Below are 16072 nucleotides of genomic sequence, written 5' to 3' on the forward strand. Positions count from 1 at the left end.
TAAATCATCCCCTTTTTATCTGTTATTTATAATGTGTGTTATTATTTTCCTTTATTGGCTTTTTCAATATATTTTTCTAAAGCCATAGTCATGGAAGGAGTTTCAGGGGTTGGCGCAGCAATATCTACGCGTAAACCTTTTTCCTCAACAGCCTTAATGGTTGTATTTCCAAATACCGCAATACGTGTGTCGTTTTGCTTGAAATCAGGGAAATTTTGAAATAAAGATTCGATTCCTGAAGGGCTAAAAAACACAAGAACATCGTAAGACACGTTAGCTAAATCAGATAAATCACTAACTACGGTTTTGTAAAAAGTAGCTTGTTTCCAGTCTACACCCAAAGCGTCTAAGGTGTTAGGAACTTCAGGTTTTACTTTGTCGGTATTAGGTAATAAAAACTTTTCGTCTTTATATTTTTTAATAAGTGGAGAAAGTTCAGAAAAACTACGTTTTCCAACATAAATTTTACGTTTTCTATATACCACATATTTTTGTAAGTAGTAAGCAACAGCTTCAGACTGACAAAAATATTTTAGAGTATCCGGAACTTTAAATCGCATCTCATCGGCGATTCTAAAAAAATGATCTACAGCATTTCTACTAGTTAGAATAATAGCAGTGTAGTTTTTTAAATCGATTTTTTGTTGTCTAATTTCTTTGGCAGACACGCCTTCAACATGAATAAAAGGTCTAAAATCAATTTTCACACGTTGTTTTTGTTGTAAATCAAAGTAGGGAGAATTCTCTATTTTAGGTTCCGGTTGAGATACCAAAATTGTTTTTACTTTCATAAGGGATCTGGTCGATTGTCTTTAATTAGAAACAAACGCCTTATACAATATGATATATGGCGCGATTTCGAGAGTGCAAAGATACAAAATAAAATAAAACAAGTTTAATTTAATTAAATTTTGATAGGTTTTAAATGAACTAATTAAGCCAATGGTGTTAATAATTAACAACAATATAATGATACCGTAAATTACAGGCCATGTAGGTTGGAAACTGTACAATAAGATCGCATTTATAGGTAGTAATAAAACGCCTAAGTAATTTATAAAGGTTATTTTTTGAAATAAATAATGATCGGTAAGTTTATCAATTTCAAAAATACTCCCAATTAAACGCTCTATTAACACTTTTATAAAAATGAAAACAGCTAAACAAATGATAAATTTTAGCATGTCGTTTATGGGTATGCTGCTTACTGTTGTGATTTGCCTATAAATAATAAAGCAAAATAACGATAGAGAAATGGCTAAATTACCAAAAAGCAAGGCATCAAACATATCGAAAAACTTTTGATCTCTAGCGTGTATTTTAAGATAACGCGCGTTGCCTATAACCAACATAAAATCATGAAAGCGTTTTGGAGCCAATAATTTAGCCATAGCCACGATGGCTAATCCAACAATAATTAATATTGTAAATATCTCGTTTGAAATTATGTTACGAAGCATGGCATAAAATTATTATAAATTTTAGTTTTTCAGCGTATTATTAGGGATTTTTTAAAAAATATAATGCCTTAATCATGTACATTTGTCAAAATAAAATGGATTGCGATAATTAAAAAATATGCCTGATACAGTTGTTATTATTCCAACGTATAATGAGATTGAAAATGTAGAAGCTATTATTGGAGCCGTATTCGCACAACCGGTGGATTTACATATTCTCATTGTTGATGATAATTCGCCAGATTTAACAGGGCTAAAAGTTAAAAAGCTTCAAAAGGAATTTGAAGGCAAACTGTTTTTAGAAACTAGAAAAGAAAAATCTGGTTTAGGAACAGCTTACATTCACGGATTTAATTGGTGCTTGGCGAGGGATTATAAATATATTTTCGAAATGGACGCCGATTTTTCTCATAACCCAGAAGATGTCATCAAACTCTATAAGGCTTGTCATAAAGAAGGTGCAGGTTTGTCAATAGGTTCTCGATATGTTACTGGAGTTAATGTTGTAAATTGGCCTATGGGACGGGTGCTAATGTCGTATTTAGCATCAAAATATGTGCGGTTTATTACGGGTATGAATATTCAGGACACCACTGCTGGATTTGTATGTTATAAGCGAGAGGTTTTAGAGGCCATCGATTTAAAAACCATTAAATTTATTGGTTACGCCTTTCAAATTGAAATGAAATTTAAAGCCTATTTAAAAGGTTTCAAAATTATTGAAGTGCCCGTTATTTTTACAGATAGAACACGTGGCGAATCCAAACTAAGTTCAAGCATAATCTCTGAAGCTATCTTTGGAGTTATTTCAATGAAGATAAAAAGTCTATTTAAAAAGTAGAAACCAATGAAAGAGAAAACTACACTTATTAAAAACGCTAAAATTATCAATGAAGGTAAAGTGTTTAGCGGCGATATATTAATTGAAGGTGAATTTATTAAGCAAATTGACGAATCAATAAGTGCTAAATCTCCCGATGTTAATGTTGTTGATGCAGAAGGAAAATATATTTTACCTGGGGTTATAGACGATCAAGTGCATTTTAGAGAGCCTGGTTTAACCGAGAAAGCAACTATTGCAACCGAATCCAGAGCAGCAATTGCTGGGGGTATCACGTCTTTTATTGAAATGCCAAATACCAATCCGCAAACCACCACTATTGAAAAACTAGAAGAAAAGTTTGCTATTGCTGCCGAAACGTCCTTGGCTAATTATTCTTTTATGTTTGGTGGAACCAACGACAATTTGGATGAAATTTTAAAAGTTGATAAAACCAATGTTGCTGGATTAAAATTATTTCTAGGCTCTTCCACAGGAAATATGCTTGTAGATAATCCTGAAGTTTTAGAAAATATATTCAAAAATACCGATTTGCTTATTTCAGTGCATTGTGAAGATGAAGGCACTATTAAGGCTAATTTTAAGACTTATCACGACCAATATGGTGATGATATTCCTGTGAAGTATCATCATTTAATTAGAAGTGAAGAGGCCTGCTATTTGTCGTCTTCAAAAGCCATTGAACTGGCCAAGAAAACAGGTGCGCGTTTGCATATTTTTCACTTATCTACAGGGAAGGAAACAAGTCTGTTTACCAATAAAATACCTTTAAAGGATAAGAAAATAACAGCAGAAGTTTGTATACATCATTTATGGTTTTCAGATGAAGATTACGATAAAAAAGGGACGTTAATAAAGTGGAATCCTGCAGTGAAGACAGCTTCCGATAGAGAACAGCTTTGGAAAGCGCTACTCGATGGTAGAATTGATGTAATAGCTACCGATCATGCGCCGCATACCAAACAAGAAAAAGATAATGTTTATACGAAAGCCCCCTCTGGAGGTCCTTTAGTTCAACACGCTTTGCCCGCCATGTTGGAAATGTATCACCGCGGTAAAATTTCCTTAGAAAAAGTGGTTGAAAAAATGTGTCATAACCCAGCTATTTTATTTCAAGTTGAAAAACGTGGTTTTATTAAAGAAGGTTATTTTGCCGACTTGGTTTTAGTCGATTTAAATGCACCATGGACAGTTAATAAAGGAAATATTTTATATAAATGCGGTTGGTCGCCTTTTGAAGGTGCCACCTTTAAATCTCGGGTAACTCACACCTTTTTAAATGGTAGCTTGGTGTATCAGAATGCCGAATTTAAAAATGTAAAAGCCGCAAAGCGATTAACTTTTACAAGATGATTTTAAAACGCATAATCTTATGTTTGGGTATGTTGCTGTGCTTTATGGCTTGCAACAGGTTTAAAGGTCCCAAAAAGCCTGAAAACCTAATTCCTCAGGATAAAATGATTAACATATTAATCGATTCTAAATTGCTTAGTTCTGCGAATTCTGCTAATAAAAGAACCCTGATTGATAGCAATTTAGATGTGAATACTTATGTGTATCAAAAATATAAAATAGATAGTCTGCAATTTGCTGATAGTAACGCCTATTATGCTTTTCACATCGATCTTTACGATGCTATTTATAACAAAGCGATTGATAGTTTAAATCGATTGTATGAACAATTAAAAGACCTTCAAGCTGAAGAGTGGAAAGCTCAAACCCAAAAGGAGATAGATGAACCAATAGAGCGAGGTGTTAAAAGAGATTCTTTAAAGTTTATAAAACCAATAATGGATTGAGTTAGCTTAAAAAATGCTTTCCTATATCGACGATAGTTGCATCAACCGCTTTATACTTGTAGTTTAAGGCGGTTTTTATTTTTTTACTGCTGTAATTTTTTTCAGTGTATAAAGCCTGACAGAGATGCTTGGTGAGTTGTCTTTTTTTCCTGTAAGTTGGTGTTTCAGCCAATCTAAACGCCATAAAATACTTAAAAGCCTTTTGCTGGCTAATTTTTTAGGAGGCTTAGCTTGCACAGCATTACTAAGGGCTGTAATAAATTTTTTGTAGTGCCAGTTTTCGGCTACTAAAATAAAACGTTCATTTTTAATGGTGCTGTTTGTAAGTGTTATCATGATGTTAACGACATCTTCTACGTCGACCAATGCAATGGTTCCTGCTGTGTAGTATTTAATGCCTTTAAAGGCCTTTTTAAATAGTTTTCCTGTTCCATTTTTCCAAATTCCAGGACCTAAAATTACACTAGGATTTACAATAATAGCATCCAAACCTTCCTGTGTACCACGCCAAACTTCCATTTCGGCCCCATATTTTGTTATGGCGTAATCATTATGGTCTTCTTCAGGATTCCAAATGCGGTCTTCGGTTATGGGTAATTGGTTTAATGTGTTTCCTAAAGTGGCAATAGAACTTACAAAGCAAAACTTTTTAACCGCATGACTAAGTGATAAATTAACCAAATTAGCCGTGCCTTCAATGTTTGTTTTTCGTAATTGATGATATTTATCAGGTTCGAAAGAGACCAGAGCAGCGCAATGGTAAACCAGGGTAATGCCTTTAAAAGCCTCCGTTAAGGCAGGGATGTCTAAAATATCGGCCTTAACCCATTCAATGGAATTTATTAAGGTTTCAGGAGATTTTGAATAACAAGAAAATACATTCTTAGTGTGTTTTAAACTTTTATCACTTCTGTATATGGCTCTAACTTTTTCTCCTTCCGAAATAAGTTTGAAGAGTAAATGTGCGCCAACTAAACCGGTTCCTCCTGTTACTAAAATCATGCAACTAAATTAAAGAATTATTCATAATTGCCGACTTATTATACTTGTATTTTTATCTTTGCTGATGTTTTTAAATTTAAGCTAAAATGATAAAGAATTTTGTTGAAGAATTGACTTGGAGAGGTATGATACATACAGTCATGCCAGGAGCAGAAGACCACTTAATGGAAGGTATGAAGAGTGCTTATATTGGATTTGATCCAACGGCAGATTCTTTACACATAGGAAACCTTGTTCCAATCATGATTTTAGCACATTACCAGCGTTGCGGACATAAACCTGTTGCATTAGTGGGTGGTGCCACTGGTATGATAGGCGATCCTTCCGGGAAGTCTAACGAGCGTAATTTGTTAGATGAAAAAACACTGCGTCATAACCAAGAAGCGATTAAAGGGCAATTAGCACATTTTTTAGATTTTGAAAGTGATGCGCCTAATGCAGCCGAGTTGGTGAATAATTATGATTGGATGAAAGAGTTTTCGTTCTTAGAATTTATTAGAGACGTTGGTAAGCATATTACTGTAAACTATATGATGGCTAAAGATTCTGTAAAGAATAGAATTTCTTCAGAATCATCCGAAGGTATGAGTTTTACCGAGTTTACCTATCAGTTGGTTCAAGGCTACGATTTTCTTCACTTGTATAAAAATAAGAATTGTACCATTCAAATGGGCGGAAGCGACCAATGGGGCAACATAACTACAGGAACAGAATTAATTCGAAGAATTTCTGGAGGTAAAGGTTATGCTATTACATGTCCGTTAATTACAAAGTCAGACGGTTCTAAATTCGGAAAATCCGAAGGTGGTAACGTATGGCTTGATGCTAAAAGAACGTCGCCTTACAAGTTTTATCAATATTGGTTGAATTCTAGTGATGAAGATGCCGAGAAGTATATTAAAATATTTACTTTTTTAGATAAAGAAGCTGTTGAAGCTCTTGTTGAAGAACATAAACAAGCACCACATTTAAGGTTATTACAAAAACGTTTAGCTGAAGAAATTACGACTTTGGTACATTCTAAAGAAGATTTAGACAATGCTATTAAAGCAAGTAATATTCTTTTTGGAAAGTCTACCAGTGAAGATTTAAAAGCTTTAAACGAAGCAACTTTTTTGGATGTGTTTGATGGCGTGCCTTTAACAAAAATTGCACAAGAGGAGATTGAAAAGGGCTTGGATATTATTGCTGCTTTGGCCGAAAAAGGCGGGTTTTTAAAGTCAAACGGTGAGGCCAGACGCGCCTTAAAAGAGAACTCGATTTCTGTAAATAAAGAAAAGGTAAAGGACGATTATAAAATTACATCAGCAGATTTAATTAATGATCAGTTCGTGCTTTTACAACGCGGTAAGAAGAATTACTTTGTGTTACAAGTAGTGTAGTTTAATTTAAGGGCAGTGTTGGAGACCCTCTTTTTATAGCTATATTAGTGAAAACAATTATAAAACAAGAACACCTGATTTTATTAAAAATCAGGTGTTCTACTTTAAAAATAAATAGTAATTTTTCTTTTTCTAGCTGTTGTTATAGTCGTACGTACATACCAAACCTTTCACTGGTTTTAATTTTTTTATAAAACCATAAGGTTGCAACCACGAATGTCTGAATTATCAAAACGACCAATAACTTCAAAAGAACCGTTCGGGTTAACGCGACCTAAATCTTGCGAGGCAATAAATGAGCATGAGTTAATATTCGCTAAATCAATAATATTCATGCCGCCAGCTTTACCTGGTTTTTGAATGCTTAGGGCGTCTTCGGTATCTCGTGTTAGTATTTTCATCCATGGCGGACAGTTAAAAACACCTTGTCCTTTGGAGTACGCCTGACTTAATAGTTCGGTCATGCCATATTCACTGTGTATATTGTTCACACCAAAACCCGCTCTTAAGATGTTATGAAGTTCATCTCTAATTAGTTCTTTACGTTTGCCTTTCATGCCTCCGGTTTCCATAATTATGGTGTTTTTTAATTGAAACTGATAGGTTTCAACCAAATCTAACAAGGCAAATGAAACGCCTATTAATAAAACTTTTTTGCCTTCAGCATCTAGTCTAATAAGGGCTTCTTTTAATTCTTCAAGATTATTCAAATAAAATCCGCTTTCAGGATGTTTAGAGGTTTTAATCATCGCATCGACCATGTATATTAACGACGAGCCCTGACGCTCCAAATAGGAGGGTAGAAGTCCTAAAATAACATAATCTTCAATAGGGCCATAAAAGTATTCAAAACCCTTAGTAAAACTTTTGTTGTAAACGTCAAGATCTGTAACATGGTGTTTGCTGGTGGCAATGCCCGTAGTTCCAGAGCTGGTAAAGGTTGTTTGTATGGCAGATTGCGAACTTAAAATGTCACGCGTTTTAAAAAACTGAATTGGTAAAAAAGGTATTTGTTCTATGCTAGTAACTTCACTAGGGTGAATGTATAACAAATCGCAAAAAGCTCTGTAAACTCGGTTGTTGTCAAATTGATGCTTAAACACTTCTAGAGCTGTCTTTTCAAAATCTGATGCATTCTTTATTTTAAAAATAGTTTCTGTTTTCACCTTATAGTATAAAAAAGCAAAAGTATATAAATTTAAAAAGCATTGCTAGAGCAATGCTTTTTAAATAGAGTTTAACCAATAGCGTCCTAAACGATTAAAAAAGAGAAAGGAAATTTTGTTCCGCAAAGTTACCTTTGTGGTGCACCACAAAAAAACCTTTCTCAGATGATAAATATAACGCTGTTTTCTCAAATAATCACAAAATTAGAAAAGTCAAGGTTCAATAAATTAGTCAGGTTTCATAACACAGATAAACATCAAAAAGGATTTGACAGTTGGTCTCACTTAGTATCGATGTTGTTTTGTCAATTTGCGAACAGTCAATCTGTTAGAGATATCAGCAACGGATTGCGTTCAGCAATAGGAAACCTGAATCATTTAGGCATGTTAGCAGCGCCTTCAAAATCTACTATAAGCTACCAAAATAAACATCGAAGCTGGGAGCTTTTCAGAGACTACTATTATGTATTATTAGAGAGTTTAGGACAGCAAGCAGGAATGAAGCGTACTAATTTCAAAATAAAGTCCAAAATATTTTTATTAGATGCAACCGTGATAAGTCTTTGTTTAAGTTTGTTTGATTGGGCAAAATACAAGACTAAAAAAGGAGCTGTAAAAATGCACACCTTGCTTGATTATGATGGTCATTTACCAGCTTATGTAAATATTACAGATGGCAAAACAGCGGATAATAAAGGGGCTTACGACATCCCGCTTTTAAAAGGAAGTGTTATTGTTGCTGATCGGTTTTACAACGATTTTGATTTACTAAAGATTTGGGACAGCAACGGAGTCAATTTTGTAGTCAGACATAAAGACAATATTCAATTTAAATCAGTCAAAGAGTTAGAATTGCCAGAAAACAGGCATCAACACGTTCTAAAAGATGAAATCATTGAATTAACAGGCGCTAAGACAAAAGAGAAATATCCCAAAAGACTTCGCAGGGTTGCCTTGTGGGATGATAAAAATGGACAAACTATTGAGGTTATTACCAATCAGAAGTCTTGGACAGCAAACACTATTACGGAGCTTTATAAGGCTAGATGGGAAGTGGAAATATTTTTTAGAGACATCAAACAGCAATTACACATCAAGTCTTTCATTGGAACTAGTCAAAATGCGGTTATGATACAGATCTGGACGGCATTAATTACCATTCTCATTTTAAAAGCGCTAAAAACACAAGCAAAGCATCCTTGGTATTTATCTAATTTAGTAGCCTTTATTAGATTAAATCTTTTTGTGAAAGTAAATTTACATAAATGGCTAGATAATCCGTTTGCAAAAGAACAACCACCACCCAATAAGCACATACAAGGGGTTCTTTTTTGAAAATTCAAAAATATAAACTATTAAACTAGTAAAATGGTTGGATTTATCCTGTCTAAAATTTATTTAGGACAGGATTGGAGTTTAACCTATTTTTTAAAGTGGTTAATTAAAAGGTTATTGAATAACTAATCTTTTAATTGTTGAAGTGTTATTTTGGGTAAGCTTTAAAATGTAAATTCCAGAACTTAATCTTGATACATTTAATTGAGATTGTGAGCTAGGTAGTGTTTGTTCAAGAACGTTTTTACCTAGTGCATTATAGATTTTAACACTAACATCTGAATCGTTCTTCTTTGAAATATTTACATACCCTAATTCTGTAGGGTTTGGGTAAATTGAAAAAGAGTTTTTTAAATCAAAATTGTTTGCGCTAAGAGTAGGGCTAAAATCTAATGAATATCGTGCTGTAACAGTTGGTAATGAGTTGTCTAAATTCATCACAATGGCTGTAAGATCTTGTGCTCCAGTAGGTGTGTTGTCACCTAAATAATCAGCGGTAGGGAAAGCGCTTCTAAATTTCATTGTACCTGACGCGTCAGTTATGTCAAGCTGGGCGTCTAATTGAAATGAATCAGGGGCAAATGTAACATTGTTGATTTTAACCAATCTGTTTTCATAAGTTGGAACATTACCAGTAATATCAGTAATTGTTACAGTAGGGATAGATGGCGTGCTGCCTGTAGAAGTAGGAGCTCCCCATTCTACGTCAGATGGAACAAATTCTTTTTCACCTCCATCATTAGTTATAAGTCTTCCTCTAATGTTGCTAATAGCATCTCCGTTGGTGTAAAACGTTCCTTGAGAGTAATCAGGGTCAAATACACGAATACCAGCAGTGTCATCTTGAAAGAAAAAAAACTGAGCGACATTTGGAATATCAATGCTGTAAGTACCAATAACCTCGCCAGTAACTCTATAATATACATCAGGATTTGTATTATTAGATATTAGTTCAGTTAAATTTAAAACATCAATGTATTCTGCAAAAGTAACTTTAAAAGAGTAAAGAGCAACTGGATTTAAAGAGTTACTATTTGAATCTACCAACTCTGCTGTAAAAACATATTTGGTGCCGTTATTAAGAGCAGGTAAGATGATCTCTCCTGAAGAATTTGTAGTATTTCCTGAATCTACGGTAGTACCGTTACTGTCTATTTTTAAGCTCCATTCTAATGAGCCTTCAGAAGGCATGTTAAAATTGGTAACCTCAAAGTCAATACTAGGGCTTACAGAATATTCTGGATCGGCAATAATATCAGAACCACTGGCAGGAGCATCAATAAGAGTAATAGTTTGCCCAAAAGACAAGGAACTTAATAATAGGGTAAAAAGATAAAATGTAATTTTTTTCATTAAAAAAGTTTTTTATTAGTTGCGAAAACTAATGATATTATATGTTTTAACAAAAAAACATAACAAAAAATCGATGTATAGCAATTGTTATTCAAGATGAAAATCAGACTCTATTCTAGAGAACAATCAACTTTCTAGTCTCACTCACGTTGTTTTCGGTAATTTTTAAGATATAAACTCCTTTTTTAAGATTAGAAATATTTAACTCTTTGCTTTTTAGTTTTAAAGTAAGTAATTGTTTGCCAAGTACATTATAAATGTCTATTTTTTTAATGCTATTTAATTTACTTGAAATAGTGATATAGCCTGTTTCGCTTTTAACAGGATTAGGATAAAAGCTTAAACCCTCAATAGACTGTTGATGATGAATAGGCGTACTTGCTTTTTGTGCATTCGTATTTTGCACAAAAAACAAACAGATGATACAGGTAAAAAAGAAAAAGTAGCCTTTTTTCATACGTTTAAATATACTAAATTATTGCAAAAGTAGTGCCAAATATATGTCTTGTTTACCAAAAGTTTAACAAGGTGTAAGCTATGTGTTACCTTAGTGTTATTAATTCATTAGTGTCCGATAAAAGATTTAAAAAGCGGGATTTCCAAGATAGGATTTCCCGCTTATTTTGTATCTTGAAGTTATCACACATCCAAGATATGAATAAAAGTAAAAACTTTAGCGGACACCCCATAATCAAACAGGTATTAAATTTCATTTTGCCCAAAGATGTTCATCGGACAGCCAAAAAGCACAACAGCGATCGCTATACCAAAAAGTTTACCACCTATGAGCATTTGGCCACTATGGTATTTACCGTGATCAGTGGCTGTAGCTCACTTCGTGAGGTTTCCAGTATTATGCTTGCCTGCGAGGGAAAGATCAACCATCTAGGACTCACGGACTTTCCAAAACGCAGTACCTTGTCAGATGCTAACAGGAGAAGAAGCTCTGAAGTATTTGCCGATATTTATCATTTACTCTACAAACGTTACCATCGCTTTTTATCGGACAGCAGACCCTTAGAACCTGCAGTGAAGAACCTTAAAATCGTTGATTCCTCGACCATCCCCCTATTTAGTGACATTCTTAAAGGTGTAGGAAGGAACCCGCTCAACGGCAAAAAGAAAGGAGGTATCAAGATGCATACTATGATAAACGCCATGGAAGACGTTCCTTGTCTGATTAAGTTTTCAAGCGCGGCCACGCACGACCACACCTTTTTAAAAGACCTGGAACTCAAGAAGGGCTCTTATGTGGTTTTTGACAAAGGGTATGTGGATTATGAGCAATACCAAAAATGGACACTGGAAGATGTTTACTTTGTGACTCGGCAAAAGGACAATGCTCGCTATACAAGCCTTGAAGAGTTTGATATCTCCAATAAAGTGGACGATGCTGTCTTAAAGGACGAAAAAATAGGGCTTACGGACAAAAACGGCAATGCTTTTTCCCTGAGGAGAATCGCTTTTTGGCACGAAAAGCACCAAAAAGTTTATGAGTTCATCACTAATAATTATGATCTTGATGCAGACAAAATAGCCGACATCTATAAAAATAGGTGGCAGATTGAGACGATGTTCAAGCGGCTTAAACAGAACTTTCCGCTAAAGTATTTTTTGGGAGACAATCAAAATGCCATCGAAATACAAATCTGGGTCAGTTTGATAATCCAGCTCATTATGCTTGTGATCCAAAGAAAAGCCCAAAGAAACTGGGCTTATTCCAATATGATGTCCGTCATACGATACCATTTGATGACATATATCGATTTGTTCAAATTCCTGAAAAACCCAGAAGCTAATTGGGAAGAGATTACAACCAAAAACATTGGGCAATTAAGCCTTTTTGACCCATAAGGAGGTTCTGTTTTCAAAATAAAGAGTGCGATCAATAAAAAAGGCCAACACCAAAGCTTTTTTAGCTAATTCTGTTTTTTATCGGACAACAATATTATTAATTAAATTATTTAGATTAAATTATTGGATATGTTTTATATTTACTAAATCAAACAAGAGATACCGTAATGAATAAAAAGGATATTAAAATTTTACTGGTTGATGATGAACCAGATATTTTAGAAATTGTTGGATATAATTTATCTAGTGAAGGCTACCAAGTCATTACGGCCGAAAACGGACATGAGGGGGTTAAAAAGGCTAAAAAAGAATTGCCGCATCTTATTATACTAGATGTTATGATGCCCGAAATGGATGGTATTGAAGCTTGTGAAATCATTAGAAAAAATCCGGACTTAAAAAATACGATTGTTACCTTTTTAACGGCTAGAGGTGAGGATTATTCGCAAGTAGCTGGTTTTGATGCTGGAGCCGATGACTATATTACGAAGCCTATAAAGCCAAAAGTTTTGGTTAGTAAGGTGAAAGCGCTTTTAAGACGCTTTAAAGAGGAAGACGTTGCCGATACCATGAAAATTGGTAATTTAATTATTAATCGTGATGAATATAAAATTACTTCTAAAGGTGTTGAAATCATTCTGCCTAGAAAAGAGTTTGAATTACTTTCATTATTAGCTTCTAAACCAGGGAAAGTATTTAAAAGAGATGAAATTTTAGATGCTGTTTGGGGAAATGAAGTAGTCGTGGGTGGTAGAACCATTGATGTTCACATTAGAAAGCTTCGTGAAAAACTAGGAGATGATAGCTTTAAAACTATTAAAGGCGTGGGTTATAAGTTTGTTGATTAATGTCTTCACAATTTAAAAAATCATATCGTTTCGCGGTAAGAACATCGTTGTTGATAGTCTTTTATACAACACTCGTAATGGGTGTTTTTTTGTATTATCTCGAAGTCTTTAGGTGGTACTGGCTCGCTCTATTTAGTATCATTTTGTTTGTATTTGCGTTAGTGATTATTCAGTTTAATGTTGAGCGGTTTATCTATAAGCGTATTAAGAAAATATACGACGATTTAACCTTGCTCGAGTCTGCCAAACTATCTAAAGGACCTATAACAACAAATATTCAAACTCTTACCGAGGATATCGATCGTTATGCTAAGGATAAAAAGATAGAAATTGAAACTTTAAGGGTTAGAGAGGAGTATCGAAAAGAGTTTATAGGAAATGTGTCTCATGAATTAAAAACGCCTTTATTTACAGTTCAAGGCTATATTTTAACTTTGTTAGATGGTGCAGCAGACGATAAGGAAATTCGAAAAAAATATCTAGAACGCGCCAGTAAAGGAATTGAAAGACTTGGATTTATTATCAAAGACCTGGATATGATTACCAAGCTTGAAGTGGGAGACCTTAGGTTGCAATACGAGGTTTTTAATATCGTAGAGCTTATCAGGCAAGTTTTTGACATGCTGGAAATGAAGGCTAATAAAAAAGACATTACCTTAACTTTTGATAGAAAATATATCACCCCGGTTTTTGTTCGTGCAGACAAAGAACGTGTGCAGCAAGTTTTAGCAAACTTAATTGTGAACTCGATTAAATACGGAAGTGAAAGAGGCACCACCGAAATAAGTATAGAAAACCTTATAAAAAATAAAATAATCATTCGGGTAACCGATAATGGTGAAGGTATAGCTAAAATGCATTTACCACGTTTGTTTGAACGTTTTTATCGCGTAGATAAAAGTGGGTCACGAAAAGAAGGTGGGTCAGGTCTTGGTTTGTCTATTGTAAAACACATTATAGAAGCGCATAAAGAGAAAATCTATGTAGAAAGTGAAGAAGGTATTGGTAGTGAGTTCTCCTTTACTTTAGAAAAAGCTGAATAGGGCTTTATAATTTGGCGTAAAATCAAAGGCTTTCAGTCCTTCATAGGCTACAATTTCTTCTAATTTATCTATGGTAAATTCATCCTGATGACATGTAGGAACCATACTTAATTCCCAAAGCCTTTCTGCAAGATACTCTTGTTCAAATTGTCCGGGGGTTGGAATAAAAAAGGCCTTTTTGTTAAGTTTTGCTAAATCCATGACGGTGGTATACCCAGAACGCGAAATGATTAAGGCGCTTTCATTGATGGTTTTTTCAAGCAATTTTGAGGTCATGAAATTATAAATGGTGATGTTTCCAATAACTTCTTTGGTTTGTTGGGCTTCCATCTGGCCTTTTACAAAAACAATTTTTCCTGTGTAGCTTTTAAGTTCTTGTAAAAGCTTTTCTTCTAAAAAAGAACGTTGCGGTTCTGGCCCCGAAATTAAAACCATCAAATCATTTTTAATAACCTCGTTTGATGCTGTAAATCGGCTTAAAGGCCCTATGTATTCCGTAGGGATATCGAATGTTTTTACATGACCTAGTTTACCACTTAAATTCGGTTCTCCAGGAATATCGGGTACCCAGCATCTGTCAAATTTCTTTATGAATTTTTGATGCATTTTAGTACTTAACCAAGAGGTGCTTCCGCTTAAAACATATAATTGATGTGTTATAAAAACAGAAGGTACTTTTTTGTTTCTTACCCCTATTCTGTTATCTGAAATAATTCCAGCAATATCGTGTGTGTCTAGAATTTCAGCAACTGCTTTTTTTTCCCTTTTTATAGCCTTTAGAAGCTTAGGAGAGTCTTTAATTAGTTTTAATTTAAAGTGTTTTCCGTTTTTGGCATAAGTCACGTTATACGAAGGCAGTTCGATAGTCGATATATTCGGAAACTCTTTTCTTAACAAATCTAATGCAGCACCATCGCTAGCTATAATGGGGATGAAATTATCGGCAATTAAAGCGTTTATAATGGGTATGCATCGGGTGGCATGACCTAGGCCCCAATTTAATGGAGCGACCAAAACTTGCTTTTTCATAGCTGGGTGTTATTATTTCATTTTGCATGAAGCAAAGTGCTGCATCTTCGCAACACCGAACCTTAAATTTAATTATATATTTACTTCGTAATGCAGCTTGTGAAAATTTTTATAATTTCAAAGGTAAGTGTATTATCACTCTTTTATATTTCCTTAATTTTACCAAATCTATTTCAAATAATAATTAATTGTTAATTCATTGTTTTAAAATAGTTTAACGTTGTCATACTTTTGCAAGTTATTACAGCAGTGAAATTAAATAATTAAAAATAGTAAGCATACCTTGGGAAGCAAAAATAAACTTAGAAGATTTAAGGAAAACGAAACATTTTCAAATGTATTTCAACCTACAAGAGATGAGCTTGTGGAATCTCAATTCAATTTAAAGGGGCATTGGCGTACTGAAGTTTTTAAAAATAACAACCCTTTGGTTTTAGAGTTAGGTTGCGGAAAAGGAGAATATTCTGTGGCTTTAGCTCAAAAATACCCAGATAAAAATTTCATTGGAATTGATATCAAAGGGGCACGCTTCTGGCGTGGGGCAAAAACAGCACTAGAAGATGGGATTTCTAATGTGGCTTTTTTACGAACTCAAATAGAGCTTATTGATCATGCTTTTGCCGAAGGTGAAGTCGATGAAATCTGGATTACCTTCCCAGACCCACAAATAAAATACAAGCGTACCAAGCATCGTATGACCAATGCAACATTCCTGGAGCGTTATAAGAAAATATTAAAACCTGAAGGCGTGGTTAATCTCAAAACAGACAGTGAATTTATGCACGGTTACACCCTTGGTTTGTTACATGGTGCTGGGCATGAAGTGCTTTATGCAAATCATAATGTTTACAAACAAGAGGGGAGTCCAGAAGAAGTTACATCTATTCAGACATTTTATGAATCTCAGTATTTGGAGCAAAACAAAGCGATAACCTATATCAGGTTTAAAATCAAATAAGT

The 16072-nt window shown here is 34.2% G+C and carries 16 protein-coding genes; 9 read left to right on the plus strand and 7 right to left on the minus strand.

Annotation, left to right across the window (positions count from 1 at the left end; all coding sequences use genetic code 11):
• Positions 1 to 41: 41 nt before the first annotated feature.
• Together C1A40_RS09280 and C1A40_RS09285 are read right to left on the minus strand one after the other, a co-directional pair.
• The gene (locus C1A40_RS09280) at positions 42 to 791 is read right to left on the minus strand and encodes a uroporphyrinogen-III synthase (protein WP_102995656.1); all 750 of its coding nucleotides are present in this window, start codon (positions 789 to 791) and stop codon (positions 42 to 44) included.
• A gap of 21 nt (positions 792 to 812) precedes the next feature.
• Positions 813 to 1460, minus strand: coding sequence for a DUF4271 domain-containing protein (locus tag C1A40_RS09285; protein ID WP_102995657.1), 648 nt, complete (start codon positions 1458 to 1460; stop codon positions 813 to 815).
• A gap of 118 nt (positions 1461 to 1578) precedes the next feature.
• Here C1A40_RS09285 and C1A40_RS09290 point away from each other — a divergent pair, with 118 nt between their 5' ends.
• From C1A40_RS09290 to C1A40_RS09300, 3 genes are read left to right on the plus strand one after another with little or no spacing between them, the layout of a single operon-like run.
• The gene (locus C1A40_RS09290; RefSeq protein ID WP_102995658.1) at positions 1579 to 2301 is read left to right on the plus strand and encodes a polyprenol monophosphomannose synthase; all 723 of its coding nucleotides are present in this window, start codon (positions 1579 to 1581) and stop codon (positions 2299 to 2301) included.
• A 6-nt stretch (positions 2302 to 2307) separates the two neighbouring features.
• Positions 2308 to 3654, plus strand: a complete 1347-nt coding sequence (locus C1A40_RS09295; RefSeq protein ID WP_102995659.1) for a dihydroorotase — start codon at positions 2308 to 2310, stop codon at positions 3652 to 3654.
• Positions 3655 to 3698: 44 nt separating this feature from the next.
• Complete coding sequence (locus tag C1A40_RS09300; RefSeq protein ID WP_277871398.1) at positions 3699 to 4100, plus strand: DUF4296 domain-containing protein; 402 nt, start codon at positions 3699 to 3701, stop codon at positions 4098 to 4100.
• A 75-nt stretch (positions 4101 to 4175) separates the two neighbouring features.
• Here C1A40_RS09300 and C1A40_RS09305 read toward each other — a convergent pair whose 3' ends face one another.
• Positions 4176 to 5102 carry an NAD-dependent epimerase/dehydratase family protein gene (locus C1A40_RS09305; protein WP_338418044.1) on the minus strand — a complete coding sequence of 309 codons (927 nt, stop codon included), beginning with the start codon at positions 5100 to 5102 and terminating at the stop codon, positions 4176 to 4178.
• Between the two features lie 86 nt (positions 5103 to 5188).
• Between C1A40_RS09305 and tyrS the strand changes: the two genes are divergently transcribed.
• Entirely contained in the window at positions 5189 to 6484 is a 1296-nt protein-coding gene (gene tyrS / locus C1A40_RS09310) for a tyrosine--tRNA ligase (protein ID WP_102995661.1), read from the plus strand.
• 188 nt (positions 6485 to 6672) lie between these two features.
• Here tyrS and C1A40_RS09315 read toward each other — a convergent pair whose 3' ends face one another.
• Positions 6673 to 7650 (minus strand): LuxE/PaaK family acyltransferase, encoded by a 978-nt coding sequence (locus C1A40_RS09315; protein WP_102995662.1) that lies wholly within the window; start codon positions 7648 to 7650, stop codon positions 6673 to 6675.
• 165 nt (positions 7651 to 7815) lie between these two features.
• Here C1A40_RS09315 and C1A40_RS09320 point away from each other — a divergent pair, with 165 nt between their 5' ends.
• Complete coding sequence (locus C1A40_RS09320; RefSeq protein WP_102995663.1) at positions 7816 to 8985, plus strand: IS4 family transposase; 1170 nt, start codon at positions 7816 to 7818, stop codon at positions 8983 to 8985.
• Between the two features lie 114 nt (positions 8986 to 9099).
• Here C1A40_RS09320 and C1A40_RS09325 read toward each other — a convergent pair whose 3' ends face one another.
• Together C1A40_RS09325 and C1A40_RS09330 are read right to left on the minus strand one after the other, a co-directional pair.
• The gene (locus C1A40_RS09325; protein ID WP_102995664.1) at positions 9100 to 10338 is read right to left on the minus strand and encodes a T9SS type A sorting domain-containing protein; all 1239 of its coding nucleotides are present in this window, start codon (positions 10336 to 10338) and stop codon (positions 9100 to 9102) included.
• A gap of 115 nt (positions 10339 to 10453) precedes the next feature.
• The gene (locus C1A40_RS09330; protein ID WP_102995665.1) at positions 10454 to 10795 is read right to left on the minus strand and encodes a T9SS type A sorting domain-containing protein; all 342 of its coding nucleotides are present in this window, start codon (positions 10793 to 10795) and stop codon (positions 10454 to 10456) included.
• Between the two features lie 197 nt (positions 10796 to 10992).
• Between C1A40_RS09330 and C1A40_RS09335 the strand changes: the two genes are divergently transcribed.
• The 3 genes from C1A40_RS09335 to C1A40_RS09345 all read left to right on the plus strand — a co-directional run bounded on the left by C1A40_RS09335 (position 10993) and on the right by C1A40_RS09345 (position 14083).
• Positions 10993 to 12192 carry an IS4 family transposase gene (locus C1A40_RS09335; RefSeq protein WP_102994434.1) on the plus strand — a complete coding sequence of 400 codons (1200 nt, stop codon included), beginning with the start codon at positions 10993 to 10995 and terminating at the stop codon, positions 12190 to 12192.
• A gap of 167 nt (positions 12193 to 12359) precedes the next feature.
• Entirely contained in the window at positions 12360 to 13040 is a 681-nt protein-coding gene (locus C1A40_RS09340) for a response regulator transcription factor (protein WP_102995666.1), read from the plus strand.
• The gene (locus C1A40_RS09345) at positions 13040 to 14083 is read left to right on the plus strand and encodes a sensor histidine kinase (RefSeq protein ID WP_102995667.1); all 1044 of its coding nucleotides are present in this window, start codon (positions 13040 to 13042) and stop codon (positions 14081 to 14083) included. The genes C1A40_RS09340 and C1A40_RS09345 overlap by 1 nt, the downstream gene beginning before the upstream one ends.
• On the opposite strand, the gene C1A40_RS09350 is transcribed toward C1A40_RS09345, so the two are convergent.
• A complete protein-coding gene (locus tag C1A40_RS09350) occupies positions 14066 to 15112 on the minus strand; it encodes a glycosyltransferase (RefSeq protein ID WP_102995668.1) in 1047 nt (348 codons plus the stop codon). The genes C1A40_RS09345 and C1A40_RS09350 overlap by 18 nt on opposite strands.
• A 283-nt stretch (positions 15113 to 15395) precedes the next feature.
• On the opposite strand from C1A40_RS09350, the gene trmB reads away from it, so the two are divergent.
• The gene (gene trmB / locus C1A40_RS09355; RefSeq protein ID WP_102995669.1) at positions 15396 to 16070 is read left to right on the plus strand and encodes a tRNA (guanosine(46)-N7)-methyltransferase TrmB; all 675 of its coding nucleotides are present in this window, start codon (positions 15396 to 15398) and stop codon (positions 16068 to 16070) included.
• Positions 16071 to 16072: the final 2 nt, after the last annotated feature.

Source organism: Tamlana carrageenivorans, assembly GCF_002893765.1.
Taxonomy (GTDB): Bacteria; Bacteroidota; Bacteroidia; order Flavobacteriales; family Flavobacteriaceae; genus Pseudotamlana; species Pseudotamlana carrageenivorans.